The sequence below is a fragment of the Thorsellia kenyensis genome, from assembly GCF_042432445.1.
GTDB classification, from domain to species: Bacteria; Pseudomonadota; Gammaproteobacteria; order Enterobacterales; family Thorselliaceae; genus Thorsellia; species Thorsellia kenyensis.
Genome location: NZ_JBHLXE010000108.1, coordinates 223,818 through 237,745 on the forward strand (window position 1 = coordinate 223,818; position 13,928 = coordinate 237,745).

Below are 13,928 nucleotides of genomic sequence, written 5' to 3' on the forward strand. Positions count from 1 at the left end.
AGCTAGATGCAAAAATAAAACCCCTGGATTAAAAATGAACAGGGGTTTTTGATTGGTTTAGGCCTGTAATTATCTAAATACTAAGTATATATTACTATTCCCTCTAATGATATTTAACGCAACGACTTTAGGTTTATCTTGCAATATTTTTTTCAATTGGCTTACTGATTCAACTGGTGTACGGTTTGCGCTGATAATGATGTCATCTTTTTGCAACGTGTATCTTTCAGCTACTGAATTTTTTTCTACACTTTCGATTTTAACACCTTTTAAACCGTCATCACTCGAATGATCTACAAGTACAGCCCCAGTCAAGAATGGAGATATGTCTTCAGCATTTGCAGTATTAACTGAATCAGGTAACAAAGTCACTTTGACATCTAATTCTTTACCATCCCTAATTAGACCCACATTCACTTCCTCACCTGGTGGTGTTGTTGCAATGCGCGCACGGAGTTCAGCAAAACTTTTAAGTGGTTTGCCTTCTAATGAGACTAATATATCTCCTGATTTGATTCCTGCTTTATCAGCAGCTGAATCAGATAGTACTTCACTTACAAATGCCCCTCTTTGAGCTTCAACGTTGAAAGCTTTTGCGATATCTGGCGTCATTTCACTACCTTTAATACCCAGTATGCTGCGTTTTACCTCGCCATGCTCAATTAATTGTTGGCTAAGATTTTTTGCCATATTACTAGGAATAGCAAAGCCAATCCCAATGTTACCACCACCTGGCGCTAATATAGCGGTATTAATACCAATTAGCTCACCATTTAGATTAATCAATGCACCACCTGAGTTTCCTTGATTTATAGATGCATCCGTTTGTATAAAGTTTTCTAAACCTTCTAGATTTAGCCCTGTTCTACCTAATGCGGATATAATACCTGAAGTAACTGTTTGGCCTAATCCAAAAGGATTTCCTATCGCAATAGAGAAATCACCCACCCTTAATGCATCCGAATCAGCAATTTTGATTTCTGTTAAATTTTCAGGGTTTTCAACTTTTAGTAAGGCAATGTCAGACTGTGCATCACTGCCTATTAATTTAGCATCGAACTCTTTACCATCATTGAGTTGAATGCGTATCTCTGAAGCCCCCTCTATGACGTGATTATTTGTGATTATATAGCCATCTTTTGCGTTAATAATGACACCAGAGCCTAAACCTGAGAATTTATTAGGGCCTCTTTGTCTTGAACTATCTCCGGGGAAGTTTGGACCAAAGAAGTATCTAAATTCTTCAGGAATTTCGTTAGTTCTTTGACTCTGTCTTTCACCTGATACTTTCACCGAAACGACTGCAGGAAGTACTTTTTCAAGCATAGGTGCAAGTGATTGCTCTTCGATGATCGCTGCAGGCAGACTCGCTTCTGCACTCATGTAGGGGGTTAAGTATAAACCTAAGCTCAATGCAATGGCTGTAAATAATTTGGACGTTTTATTTTTTGATAGGTACATAATTGCTCCTAGTTAAGTAATGTTATTACTTGATATTATTCAAAGCTTCTAGGATGTAAACCTAAAAGTTTTGCGCTTGTCATTCATACTATATAGGCACTTATTAAAATTGAAAGACCTATTTCTGTAAAGTTGTTTAAATTGGTAACTTGATTTTATAAGTTATTAAAACAACATTTAAAGCTGAATAAAAACAAAAAATTTCGTCTATGTATTATTGGGATTGTTTCTTAGAGGTTGCTACTAACAATAAATACCCAATAATCCCTGATGCAATTGATCCAGACAGAATTCCAACCTTAGCATAGTTTATAAGTTCTTTGCTAGCTTCATCAAAGGCCAAAATACTAATAAATATAGACATGGTAAATCCTATTCCGCAAATAAATGATACTCCTAGTATTTGACCGAAATTAACATTTTCAGGGAGCTTGCATATTCCTCTTTTTATAGCGAACCATGCAAAGGAAAAAATCCCAATTGGTTTTCCTAACAATAAACCAAGCGCAATCCCTAAAGGTAAGGGACCTGCAATTTTGCTAAGTTCAATGCCTGCCAATTCAATACCTGAATTAGCAAAGGCAAAGAGAGGAAGAATACACCAAGTAACCCATGGATGAAGTGTATGCTCTAAGCGTTCTAATGGTGATTCTGTCTGATGCAGCAGATCTGATTTCTTCGGACGCAGAGGAATAGAAAATCCTATGATTACCCCAGCAATTGTTGCATGTACACCTGATTTAAGAACGGCTACCCAAAGTATTATCCCTATAAGCATATAAGGAGTGATTTTTTTGATGCCTAGCATATTCATTAATAGCAAAATGAAACTAGCAATAGCTGCCACGCCAATAGCTTCCCAATAAATGTCTTTTGTATAAAAAAATGCGATGATTAAAATAGCGCCCAAATCATCAATGATCGCAAGAGCCAGTAGGAATATTTTAAGTGTCATAGGAATACGAGAGCCTAATAATGAAAGCACCCCTACAGCAAAAGCTATATCTGTAGCCGTTGGTATCGCCCAGCCACGCAATGTTTCTCTAGAAAAAAGATTAAACAACACAAAAATAATTGCAGGAATAGCGATACCGCCAATCGCAGCAATAAGAGGAAATAATGCCTTTTCTTTCGTGTTAAGTGCTCCTATGAGTAATTCTCTTTTAACTTCTAAGCCAATCACCAAGAAAAAAATAGCCATTAAGCCATCGTTAATCCAATGTAATAAAGATTCTTGTATTTTTATTTCACCTATTCCTATTGTGAAATAAAGATGAAGCACAGTATCATACACTCCCCCTAGTGGACTATTTGCGATGAGTAATGCAATCATCGCAGCTATAATGAGGATTATTCCTCCACTCGCTTCAAATTTGATAAAACGTCTAAATAATTCTTCCATCTTTTTCTCCATAAACAATTAAGGTTTATTTACTATCTCATTGTGATAATTACTTCTTGTAACTTCTTGCCAATAGTTTTACACAAGCAATGTTATATATAAAAATATAAACTGTAAATAAAAACACTGTTATTTTATACAGATGTGATATAATTAACTCAGTCTTTGCCAGTTTAACATATTTCTTGCAAAGAAATATCTTAGGAGATAATTATGAAATCATTAACTAATAGACAACAAGAGATTTATCAATTAATAAAAGATGCTATACATGAAACGGGCATGCCACCAACGAGACAAGAAATTGCAAAGCAATTAGGTTTTCGCTCTGCCAACGCTGCTGAAGAGCATTTGAAAGCATTAGCAAAAAAAGGCTATATTGAAATGTTGGCTGGAACATCAAGAGGTATTAAATTATTAATCAATGAGGATGTATTGCAAAAGGAACCTGAGGGGTTACCTTTAGTGGGTAAAGTGGCTGCAGGTGAACCTGTGCTTGCAATAGAAAATATAGACAGTTATTTCCAAGTGGATGCGAATTTATTTACGCCAAGCGCAGATTATTTATTGAGAGTGGAGGGTACATCAATGATAAATATAGGAATAATGGATGGCGATCTTTTGGCTGTGCATAAGACTGAGCAAGTCAGAAATGGGCAAGTTGTGGTTGCAAGAGTTAACGATGAAGTGACTGTGAAAAGATTGAAAAAAGAAGGTAATATTATTTATTTAATTGCGGAGAATGATGAATTTGAACCGATTGCAGTGGATTTGCGAATTGAACAGTTTGCTATTGAAGGTCTCGCTGTTGGTGTAATTCGTAACAAATCATTTCTATAGAGTGTTTGATTAAGGAAGTTATCTTCCTTAAGATAACTACAAATCACCTCAAGGAAGCTATTGGTTTTTATAATGGCATCATGAATTGTCAGTAGGGTAAGAACCAAGAATTTTAAGAAAACGAGTTTGTTTTCTTAAGGCTTCCAAGGCATTTTGTAAATGACTTGAACTACTATTTCCTTCAACATCAATATAAAACATTTCCTCCCAAGGATTTCCCTTCATCGGCCTTGATTCAAGTTTTTTCATGATGATATTATGTTCTTTTAGTATCACCAATGCCTCCACTAAAGCACCGGCATGTTGTCCAGTTGCCATTAAAAAGGTTGTTTTGCTTGGTATATGCTCTGGTATTTCGTTTTTTTGCCTGCTTAATATTAAGAACCTAGTCATATTCTGCCCTTGGTTAGAAGGAGCCTTTTGTATAAGAGACAATCCATACATTTCTCCCCCTGCTTGACTTCCAATTGCAACATGTCCTTTAGAGTTGAGTTGACTTACTTTTTCCATCGCAGATGCTGTACTCTCGCAATAAACCACTTTCCAATTTGGGTATTGGGCTAAAAATTTGCTACATTGCTGGAAGGGTTGAGGGTGACTATATACAGTGGTGATTTCATCTAGTGATATAGGCGTTATGCCCATGAGGCAATGATCTATTGGAATAATTTTTTCACCTACTGCAAAAAGATGTGTATTTTGCAATAAGTCATAAACTTCATTAATTGCACCTGAGCTGCTGTTTTCTAAGGGAACAATTGCATACTCTCCTTGGCCTTGTTCTACAGTTTGGAATATTTCTTCAAAATTATGAGCGTAGCATTCTATTATTTTATCAAGATTTGCTCGACCAAATTCTCTTGCAGCTACATGCGAGTAGGAACCTTTAGGTCCCAAAAAAACAACTCTAGCTGTATTACTTTCGGTGCTGTTGATCTGCTGGTTTATCCACTTTTGTTGAGTTTGAACAGATTGGGCAATAATTGTTTTAAACAGGCTGATGACAAATGATTCATCTAACCCATAAGATTTCCCTAATTTGACTAAACGATTTAATAACTCATCTTCTCTAGCAACATCTTTAATAGGTTTATGTATTTCCAATTTTATTTTAGCTACTTCAGTAGCTAATTCAATTCTGCTACTCAAGAGGGTAAGTATTTTTTCATCTATATCAGTGATTTTGTCACGTATGTCAATCAAAATTGGGTTATTCATCATTAGAACTCGCTTATCTTAATGCATAGATTATGCTTATTATTTGTAGCGTAATTAATAGGGTAGCACTTGTGTCAAGGCCTAGGTTTGACAAAATAGATAAAAAAGTTTTATTCATACTCTGTCATAAGAGTGATATTATACTCATTTGATAATAACAGATTAAGCCCAATGAATAAAATGATAATCTTCTCAGTTTCTTTAACCGATTTTAATTTAAAGGTGGTAAGGTGAAATATAAAGTGGCCCTTACTGGAGGCATTGGTAGCGGTAAAACAACTGTAAGTCAACAATTTGAAGCACTTGGTGTATCTGTAGTTGATGCCGATATTATAGCCAGGGAAGTTGTTTTACCTAAATCAAAAGGACTCGTGCAGTTAGTGACTCTTTTAGGAGACTCTATTTTAAATCCAGATGGTACCTTAGATAGAGCGTATTTACGTCACATGATGTTTAATGAGAATGAAAACGCTTTATTAATCAAAAACAAAGTAAATGCAATTTTGCATCCTTTGATAAAAGAAACAACACAACGCTACTTCAATGAAGCAACATCTGATTATGTGCTTTGGGTTGTTCCTTTGCTTTTTGAAAATAAACTTAACCATGAAGCCCAAAGAGTTCTTGTTATTGATGTACCTGAATCTATTCAAATTAAAAGGACAATTAATAGAGACTGTGTTAGTGAAGCACAAGTAAAAAAGATTATTGAAGCTCAAATTCCACGTGTGAAGAGGATAAATATGGCAGATGATATATTAAATGGTCATTTGCCTTTGGATGAAATGAAAGAACAAGTGAAGTTGTTACATCATCACTATATACAATTAGCTAAGAAATTTAAGAAGAGTAGTCGTTAGGATAAAGTAATTACATGACAGAAATAATTTTTGAACACCCGTTAACAGAAAAAATGCGTACCTGGCTTAGGCTTGAGTACCTCTTTAAATCAATAAATTGCAGTAAAGAAATTGACTCTGAATCAATGGCGATCAACCATTTAAGGTCACTAATTGAAATTTCAGAAGTCCTTGAAAGAGGAGACATTAAAGTCGACTTATATAAGGATTTAGATAGATTTCAGGCAAAATTTTCTTTTTGGTCACAAGCTGCAGATGTTGATCAGAATGTTATAAGTAACTGGCAAAATAAGTTAAAATCCCTATCTGAGGGCATCAAACAAGCGGGTCGCTTTAATACCCACTTACAAAACGATAAATTATTAAATGTAGTACGTCAAAGAATTGCTATACCCGGTGGCTGCTGTAATTTTGATTTGCCAACATTTCATGTATGGTTACATTTACCTAAATATCGGCAGCAAGAGATTATCAACGATTGGTTTAGACCTCTAGAAATACTTTATGAAGTGATAGCAACAATTAATGATTTGACTCGTAATATGGGGCAGCTCAAGCAAGTAGTCGCTAAAAAAGGTTTTTTTCAAGATGTCGCTGAAGATAAAGAGTTGTTGAGATTACATTTGTCAACTCAAGACTTAATTTATCCTCAGGTTTCAGGAGTGAAAAATCGTTTTATGATTAGATTTTTACCTTATGATGCTGAAGCAGGTTTTGTTCCTGAACAATTAAGTTTTACATTAGCCACATGCTAAGTTACTTTGTTTATTAGTTGATTATGACAAAATCTCTATCACTGAAATGGCGAGTTGGTTTGACCACATTTTTTCTAAGTGCATTACTTATACCCTCTTTTTTTTCAATGTTCTCCCATTGGCATGAGCATGAGTCATCCGATAAAAAGAATAATCACTTAGCTTCTTTGATGAGTAAAAATCAATTAGTGGTCAGAGTGATTAATTCCCCTTTTTCATTGGTTGATTCAGATTATTCTAAGGGCTTTAATGTTGAATTGGTTGATGCCTTTGTGACTAGCTTAGGACTTGAATTAGACATAGAACATATCGCATCAATCGATGAAATTCAGGAGGAAGTGGACATTATTATAGGAGTTTCAAATGCACCTAATTCAAATTGGGTGAAGGGGCCTGCACTTTATACCCATAATTTGCAACTTGTGTCATTGCATACTTATCAAGCTAATGAGTTGGAAAAAAAATCATTAGGCATATTATCTTTAAGTCAATCTATTAAAAATCAGACTTCGGCACAAGACATATTAAAACAAGATCCCTCAAACAAAAATTACACTTTAGATAATTCGGATCAAAGTCATCAATTTAAGTTCTCCACTGTTATTGCACATCAAGATAATAACTCGTTTATTCCACTTATTAACTTAGCAAATAAGGAAAGTGATTTTGCTTTAGTTGACTCTGTTTCTGCAGCACTCTTTCGACGGATTGAACCGAACCTGAAAATTATAGCTAATATTTCAGAGAATGAAGAATTTGCATGGTTTTTCTATTCACCTAGTGCAGATGAATCGTTGCTAAACGCATTTAAGTCATTTCATGCATCAAACGAAACAGAAACTTTATTAGCGAAATTAGCAGAAAAATATTTTAATATCATCAGTTCATTTGATAAGTCTCAAACGTATTATTTTGTGCAAGCTGTCGAAAAAAAATTACCAGAATTTGAACCGTTATTTAAGCAATATGCGGGTGAATTTGATTGGCGTTTAATTGCTGCTATTGCTTATCAAGAGTCCCATTGGGATCCTAAGGCTAAATCTCCAACCGGTGTTAGGGGAATGATGATGCTGACGCTAGATACTGCGAAGTATTTAGGTGTAGATGATAGATTAGACACAGAAAAAAGTATAATAGGAGGAATAGAATATCTTAGGTTTCTTCTCAAAAGAATTCCTCAAACCGTAGATGAAGATGATAAAATCTGGTTTGCTTTAGCAGCATATAATATGGGCATCGGACATTTATGGGATGCGAGAGAATTGACTCTACAAAGTGGAGGTGATCCTGATAAATGGCATGATTTGAAAAACCATTTGCCTAAGCTGCGAGATGAAAACGTTTACCCGGATTTAAAATATGGCTATGCGCGCGGTGATGAAGCGTTAATTTATGTAGAAAATATTAGGCGTTTTTATACCACGCTTTTAGGCCTTGATAGACTTGAGGATATAGAGTCTAAACGAATAGAAAAATCTTGATTATGTATATGTTGCTAAGAATTCCTTTCTAGCAGAATGTTATTTTAATATATAGTTTTACATTTCATATAAATGCTCAATACATTAAAATTCTAATTGATTTAGTCGTAATAGATAGATTGACTAAGATTGAGCGAAAAAATAGAGGATAGGTTTGCCAGTGAAAATATACTTAGTCGGTGGAGCTGTGCGTGATGGATTGCTTGAGTTACCTATTAAGGATCATGACTGGGTTGTTGTGCAATCAAACCCCGAACAAATGCTGAAAGAAAAATTCATCCCTGTAGGTAAGGATTTTCCTGTTTTTTTACATCCAACCACCCATGAAGAATATGCTTTAGCTCGAACAGAACGAAAAATAGGCGTAGGTTACACAGGATTTGCTTGTTTTGCTTCAGAGGATGTCACTATCGAAGAAGATTTGCTCCGTCGCGATTTAACCATAAATGCCATCGCATTTGATTTTGAGGCATTTAAAAAAGATCACACTGATTGTATTGTTGCAGAAAAAGCACTTATTAAATTTAAACGCTTATATGCAATAAATGCCCAGGATGTTGCACACTATCTTGTAGACCCTTTTTATGGTCTGAGTGATTTGAAATCTAAAACCCTTAAACATGTTTCAGAGGCATTTAAAGAAGATCCTCTTAGAGTGCTTAGATTAGCCCGTTTTTATGCTCAATTTTATGTTCTTGGTTTTAGAATTGATATAACGACTCAAAAGTTAATAGGGTTAATGGTCAGTAATAGAGAGTTAACCGAGCTAACAAAAGAGCGTGTATGGGTAGAATCATTAAAAGCACTTAAGACAGACAGTCCTCATGTCTATTTTAAGTTTTTACAAGACACCAAAGCATTAGAACAAATTTATCCTGAATTTGATAAATTGATCAATGATAAAACTCTAAATTATCTTGAAAAAATTAGCCAAATAACAGATTCCCCTGAGTTAAGGTTTGCCGTCTTGTTGAGTGATATCACGAAAATTAGTATAGAAAGAATGAATAAAGCTCAATTTAACGCTTTTTTTCATGAATTACGCATCAGTAATGAATTTACAGCCATGGTTTGGGTTGCGTCTCAAATAGGGTCATGGGAAAAACTTTTTGAACTCTCAGCTAATGAAATTCTAGCGCTTTTAGCGACAATAAATTATCCAAGGCAAATTGAAAACTTAGATCATTATATCTCTATGAGCTCTCTTATCTCAAAAATCAATAAACCAAACTGTGAAATGACCTTACAGCAGAATAGGCTTAAGAAACAGTTTCTAGAAGAACTACACACCCAATTAGAGGCGATTAATGCAAAAAAATATATTGATATGGGGCTAGCTGGCATAGAAATTAAAGAGGCACTAATTACAGAAAAAAAAGCCATAATTACGGAGATATTAAAAAAATACGATAGATTAAAGTTAGTCCAATAAATCTATAGGCAATAATAAGGTAAATTTAAGGAATGCAGTTCTATTGAATTTAAATAATCTCTTTTGTTTTAAAAATATTCCTTTTTAGTATTGAGAATTTATGAATACACTGTATAATCTTGCGACCCACGTTACGCTACTGTTTATTCCCAAAACACTAGCCCAATTGAATTAACTCGAAGGGGTAAGAATTCGATTTTTTAACGGTGAATCAAATGATTCAAAAGTGGTTTTATTTTAAAATTAGGTAAATTAATAATGAAAACTTTTACAGCTACTCCATCGACAATCAAACGTGAATGGTTTGTTGTCGATGCGACAGGTAAAACATTAGGTCGTTTAGCAAGTGAAATTGCACGTCGTCTTCGCGGTAAGCATAAACCTGAATACACTCCTCACATGGATACAGGTGATTATATCATCGTTATCAATGCTGAAAACGTTGCAGTGACAGGTAAAAAACGCACCGATAAAATGTATTATCGTTATACAGGTTATGTTGGTGGCTTGAAGGAAGCAACCTTTGAGCAAATGATTGAACGTCATCCTGAGCGTGTTATTGAAATTGCGGTAAAAGGCATGTTACCTAAAGGTCCATTAGGTCGTGACATGTACCGTAAACTTAAAGTTTACGCTGGTGCAGAGCATAATCATGCAGCGCAACAACCGCAAATCTTAGACATCTAATCGGGGTATATAAAATGGCTGTTAATCAAAACTACGGTACAGGGCGCCGCAAAAGCTCAACTGCTCGTGTATTTATCAGACCAGGTACTGGTAATATCGTGATCAATAAACGCACTTTAGAAGAGTATTTTGGTCGTGAGACTTCTCGCATGGTAGTCCGTCAACCATTAGAGTTATTGTCAATGACTGAAAAATTTGACTTATACATCACTGTTAAAGGTGGCGGTATTTCAGGTCAAGCAGGTGCTATTCGCCATGGTATCACTCGTGCATTAATGGAATATGATGAAACTTTACGTCCTGAATTACGTAAAGCTGGCTTTGTTACTCGTGATGCTCGTCAAGTTGAACGTAAGAAAGTTGGTCTACGTAAAGCACGTAAACGTCCACAATTCTCAAAACGTTAATCGTTTTATTGTCAATATCCCAGTATTTTCTGGGATATTGCAAAACTTTAAAAGAGACGGGTCATTCCCGTCTTTTTTTGTATAAGTCACACAGCGACATCAACCATGAAAAATACAACGCAAAGCAATCCCAAAAACAATTCTCAAAACAGTTCTTTAAGAGCCTTAGGGTGGTCAATACTCCTTTTTCCTATTTGCTTGGTTTTATTTGAATTTACCGTATATATAGGCAATGATATGACTCAGCCTGCTATGCCTAAGCATATATTACCTTTTTTTAATGCGGGTGAAGAGTGGAACACTAAATCAATGAGTTATTACATCATTGGAGGCATGATATTACAGTGGATCATAGGCCCATTGGCAGACAGAAAAGGTCGACGTCTTGTTATGCTAAGTGGTGTATTATTTTTTATGATAATGTGCCTTGTGATATTACTAGCTAATTCGATAGAACAGTTTATGGCTATCAGATTATTACAAGGAATAGGTTTATGTTTTATTGGAGCGGTTGGCTACGCAGCTATTCAAGACTCGTTTAGTGAAACTATTGCAATTAAATTGACTGCAATAATGGCAAATGTCTCTCTCATCGCCCCTATGCTTGGGCCATTGATGGGAAGTGAAATGATTAAATATGTTCCTTGGCAAATGATATTTGTTCTTTTTGCAGGTTTGTCCTTGATTGCTTTTGCAGGACTTTTTAAATCTATGCCAGAAAGTGCCCCTTTAAAAGATAACCCTCTTGTTGTTAAGGAAATTTATAGAGATTATGTGCAGGTGCTGACCAACCCCCAATTTTTAAGAGGAGCTTTAGCAATAGGCTTTGCTGTTATTCCCCTTTTGACTTGGATTGCACAAACTCCTATGATTTTTATGGAACATAGGAATTTTTCTAATGAAGCCTACAGTTTGTTGCAAATCCCTGTATTTGTTTCTCTACTATGTGGTAATTTCACCTTAACAAAATTAACGGGTAAAGTAGCAGTCACAAGACCGATTTTTCTTGGGGCATTCCCTATGCTTTTAGGTGTATTGATTGCCGTTTTAGGGTTACTCTTTATCCCAGATGCCTTTGAGTTTATGGTTATAGGGGTTTCAATTTATGCCTATGGCTTAGGTGTGGCTAATGCAGGACTATATAGGCTAACCTTGTTCTCAAGCCATGTAAGCAAAGGAACCGTATCTGCAGGCTTAGGCATGATAAATGCCATCATGTTTGCAATAGGTATTGAAATAGCTAATGTAGTTTATTTAAAAATGGATTTGTTCGGATTCAATTTGATTTCTTTTATCTGCATTTTTGCGTGGTGCTATTTTGCTTATCGTTTTATTTTAATACATAAAAAATCAAAAGGGCTTTAATTGTACATTCTCTGTGTACTTAATAACACCATAAATAGTCATAAACCTAAGTATAATAAGGCTGTTAATGCGTTACTTAGGCTCTAGTTGCTTAATATGTTGAGTGAAGTAATAAATTGATATTTAAATGAATAAGCCAAGCAAATCATTTAAAAAGAGTTTTCCTTTATCTGTAATTTTCCAATGAGTTAAATTTTCAGTGATGAACTCTTTTTTTATGGCTTCTGTTATTGACGATTCAATGGCACAGAGAGTTAATCCAGTAAATGTTTCAAATTCTGCTTTAGGGGTGGGTTCAAACAATCTAAAACGGTTCATAAAAAATTCAAATGGTCTTTCCTCATTAGCGACTAGCCATGACTTATCTAAATAGGTTCCTGCCATGTAACCTTTAGGGTGTTTTATTTTTTGAATTCTTTCAATCGTTCCATCTAGATGGGTTATTTTTCCGTGGGCACCACAACCAATACCTATGTAATCACCAAAACGCCAATAATTGAGATTATGTGCGCATTGATACCCTTGTTTAGCGTACGCTGACGTTTCATATTGTATATATCCAGCTTGTGTTAATTTTTCATGGCCTTTTATATATATTTCCCATAATAAATCATCTTCTGGGAGTTGAGGTGGTTTAGACGCAAAGTTTGTATTCGGCTCTATTGTTAATTGGTACCAGGAAAAATGAGGTGGATTTAGTTGAATCATTTGATCTAAATCGGCCATGGCTTCATCTAAAGATTGATTAGGTAATCCATGCATGATATCTAAATTAAAACTTTGGAAAGGCACGCGGCTTGCTATATGAGCAGCAGCTATTGCCTCTTCTTGGTTATGAACTCTACCTAGTCGTTTCAATTTATCCGGATGAAAGCTTTGCACTCCGATTGAAAGACGGTTAACACCACTTTGATTAAAACTTAAAAATTTGTCCGCTTCAACACTGTTTGGGTTAGCCTCCATGGTTATTTCTGCATCAGGTGAAATGTTTACAATGGTTTTTATTCCACTGAGCAATTTTTGCATCGAGGCTTCGGATAGTAAGCTAGGTGTACCTCCACCTATGAAGACTGTTTTTATTTCTCTATTATAGATTAAAGGCAAAGATTGTTTTAAATCTAAGAGCAGATGATCTATATAATCCTCTTCTGGTAATTTAGATTTAAATGTATGAGAATTAAAATCACAATAAGGGCATTTTTCAATGCACCAAGGAATGTGAATATAAAGGCTTAAAGGGGGCAACTGTATTTGGTTGTGAATGTTAGTCAAAGTCATAAATGATTTATATTGTTGATGGGGATAGGTTTTGAAAATAATGTTTTAGTGACTGTAATGCAATCCCTCTGTGTGAAACTCGATTTTTTTCTTCTACGGTTAATTGTGCTGCCGTTTTACCCAGTTTAGGAACATAAAAATAAGGATCATAACCAAATCCTTCTTCACCTCTTGGTGTTAAAATGATCTCTCCATGCCAGACTCCTTGAAATATTTCAGGAGATGGGCAGTCAGCGTAAGGGAGATAAATGAGAGCGCAATAAAATGATGCATGAAAAATGATCTGTGGAGAGTGCTCTTTTATAGCTGCCAAAGTATGAATCAGTTTTAAGTTGTTTTCTTCGTCTGTTGCTGATCCTCCAGCATATCTTGCCGATATAATACCAGGCTGACCATTGATCGCATCAACGCATAAGCCTGAATCATCAGCTAAAGCAGGTAGACCAGTTTTTGAAGCGGCATGCCTTGCCTTTAAAATCGCATTTTCTACGAATGTTAAACCAGTTTCCTCAACAGATTCCACATGATAAGCGGACTGAGCTTCTATTTGTAAACCCAAATGTTCAACAAGAGGTTGAATTTCTTTTACTTTTCCTGGATTGCCTGTTGCGAGAATAATTTTTTTCATAAGATGGATTCTTTAAATTTAATGAGTCAAATAAAATAAAGGATAGAAATAACCTGCATTTGAGTATAATTCTTAAATAAATTAAGTCTATCATAACTTATTTAATAAAATAAA

General features: G+C 35.1%; 12 protein-coding genes and 1 pseudogene. 8 read left to right on the forward strand and 5 right to left on the reverse strand.

Features of this window, described 5'->3' with window-relative positions; genetic code table 11:
* Positions 1-69 precede the first annotated feature (69 nt).
* Both ACFFIT_RS12280 and nhaA read right to left on the reverse strand, forming a co-directional pair.
* On the reverse strand, positions 70-1,461 hold the full coding sequence (locus tag ACFFIT_RS12280; protein ID WP_385878053.1) for a Do family serine endopeptidase: 1,392 nt from the start codon (positions 1,459-1,461) through the stop codon (positions 70-72).
* A 214-nt stretch (positions 1,462-1,675) separates the two neighbouring features.
* Positions 1,676-2,863, reverse strand: a complete 1,188-nt coding sequence (gene nhaA, locus ACFFIT_RS12285; protein WP_385878056.1) for a Na+/H+ antiporter NhaA — start codon at positions 2,861-2,863, stop codon at positions 1,676-1,678.
* 213 nt (positions 2,864-3,076) lie between these two features.
* On the opposite strand from nhaA, the gene lexA reads away from it, so the two are divergent.
* Positions 3,077-3,703 carry a transcriptional repressor LexA gene (lexA, locus tag ACFFIT_RS12290; RefSeq protein ID WP_385878058.1) on the forward strand — a complete coding sequence of 209 codons (627 nt, stop codon included), beginning with the start codon at positions 3,077-3,079 and terminating at the stop codon, positions 3,701-3,703.
* 78 nt (positions 3,704-3,781) lie between these two features.
* Here the strand turns inward: lexA and ACFFIT_RS12295 are convergent, their stop codons facing one another.
* On the reverse strand, positions 3,782-4,921 hold the full coding sequence (locus tag ACFFIT_RS12295) for a chorismate mutase (RefSeq protein ID WP_385878165.1): 1,140 nt from the start codon (positions 4,919-4,921) through the stop codon (positions 3,782-3,784).
* 230 nt (positions 4,922-5,151) lie between these two features.
* Between ACFFIT_RS12295 and coaE the strand changes: the two genes are divergently transcribed.
* From coaE to ACFFIT_RS12330, 7 genes and pseudogenes are all read left to right on the forward strand, one after another.
* Positions 5,152-5,781, forward strand: coding sequence for a dephospho-CoA kinase (coaE, locus tag ACFFIT_RS12300; protein ID WP_385878060.1), 630 nt, complete (start codon positions 5,152-5,154; stop codon positions 5,779-5,781).
* A gap of 14 nt (positions 5,782-5,795) precedes the next feature.
* Complete coding sequence (locus ACFFIT_RS12305) at positions 5,796-6,536, forward strand: cell division protein ZapD (RefSeq protein ID WP_385878062.1); 741 nt, start codon at positions 5,796-5,798, stop codon at positions 6,534-6,536.
* Between the two features lie 23 nt (positions 6,537-6,559).
* Complete coding sequence (mltF, locus tag ACFFIT_RS12310) at positions 6,560-8,017, forward strand: membrane-bound lytic murein transglycosylase MltF (protein WP_385878064.1); 1,458 nt, start codon at positions 6,560-6,562, stop codon at positions 8,015-8,017.
* Positions 8,018-8,177: 160 nt separating this feature from the next.
* Positions 8,178-8,909, forward strand: a pseudogene (locus ACFFIT_RS13380) (tRNA nucleotidyltransferase/poly(A) polymerase-related protein); the annotation flags it as partial.
* 798 nt (positions 8,910-9,707) lie between these two features.
* On the forward strand, positions 9,708-10,136 hold the full coding sequence (gene rplM, locus ACFFIT_RS12320; RefSeq protein ID WP_385878068.1) for a 50S ribosomal protein L13: 429 nt from the start codon (positions 9,708-9,710) through the stop codon (positions 10,134-10,136).
* 14 nt (positions 10,137-10,150) lie between these two features.
* Entirely contained in the window at positions 10,151-10,543 is a 393-nt protein-coding gene (gene rpsI / locus ACFFIT_RS12325; RefSeq protein WP_385878070.1) for a 30S ribosomal protein S9, read from the forward strand.
* 105 nt (positions 10,544-10,648) lie between these two features.
* Positions 10,649-11,908 (forward strand): MFS transporter, encoded by a 1,260-nt coding sequence (locus ACFFIT_RS12330; RefSeq protein ID WP_385878072.1) that lies wholly within the window; start codon positions 10,649-10,651, stop codon positions 11,906-11,908.
* Between the two features lie 123 nt (positions 11,909-12,031).
* On the opposite strand, the gene hemW is transcribed toward ACFFIT_RS12330, so the two are convergent.
* Both hemW and rdgB read right to left on the reverse strand, forming a co-directional pair.
* Positions 12,032-13,186, reverse strand: a complete 1,155-nt coding sequence (gene hemW / locus ACFFIT_RS12335) for a radical SAM family heme chaperone HemW (protein ID WP_385878074.1) — start codon at positions 13,184-13,186, stop codon at positions 12,032-12,034.
* A 7-nt stretch (positions 13,187-13,193) separates the two neighbouring features.
* The gene (gene rdgB / locus ACFFIT_RS12340) at positions 13,194-13,814 is read right to left on the reverse strand and encodes an RdgB/HAM1 family non-canonical purine NTP pyrophosphatase (protein ID WP_385878075.1); all 621 of its coding nucleotides are present in this window, start codon (positions 13,812-13,814) and stop codon (positions 13,194-13,196) included.
* Positions 13,815-13,928 lie beyond the last annotated feature (114 nt).

What these genes read in the sequence shown, in the direction of transcription:
- rplM (WP_385878068.1), top strand. Translation starts at nt 9,708, where the DNA reads ATGAAAACTTTTACAGCTACTCCATCGACAATCAAACGTGAATGGTTT.
- hemW (WP_385878074.1), bottom strand. Translation starts at nt 13,186, where the DNA reads ATGACTTTGACTAACATTCACAACCAAATACAGTTGCCCCCTTTAAGC.
- lexA (WP_385878058.1), top strand. Translation starts at nt 3,077, where the DNA reads ATGAAATCATTAACTAATAGACAACAAGAGATTTATCAATTAATAAAA.
- ACFFIT_RS12330 (WP_385878072.1), top strand. Translation starts at nt 10,649, where the DNA reads ATGAAAAATACAACGCAAAGCAATCCCAAAAACAATTCTCAAAACAGT.
- ACFFIT_RS12280 (WP_385878053.1), bottom strand. Translation starts at nt 1,461, where the DNA reads ATGTACCTATCAAAAAATAAAACGTCCAAATTATTTACAGCCATTGCA.
- rdgB (WP_385878075.1), bottom strand. Translation starts at nt 13,814, where the DNA reads ATGAAAAAAATTATTCTCGCAACAGGCAATCCAGGAAAAGTAAAAGAA.
- ACFFIT_RS12305 (WP_385878062.1), top strand. Translation starts at nt 5,796, where the DNA reads ATGACAGAAATAATTTTTGAACACCCGTTAACAGAAAAAATGCGTACC.
- mltF (WP_385878064.1), top strand. Translation starts at nt 6,560, where the DNA reads ATGACAAAATCTCTATCACTGAAATGGCGAGTTGGTTTGACCACATTT.
- nhaA (WP_385878056.1), bottom strand. Translation starts at nt 2,863, where the DNA reads ATGGAAGAATTATTTAGACGTTTTATCAAATTTGAAGCGAGTGGAGGA.
- rpsI (WP_385878070.1), top strand. Translation starts at nt 10,151, where the DNA reads ATGGCTGTTAATCAAAACTACGGTACAGGGCGCCGCAAAAGCTCAACT.
- ACFFIT_RS12295 (WP_385878165.1), bottom strand. Translation starts at nt 4,921, where the DNA reads ATGAATAACCCAATTTTGATTGACATACGTGACAAAATCACTGATATA.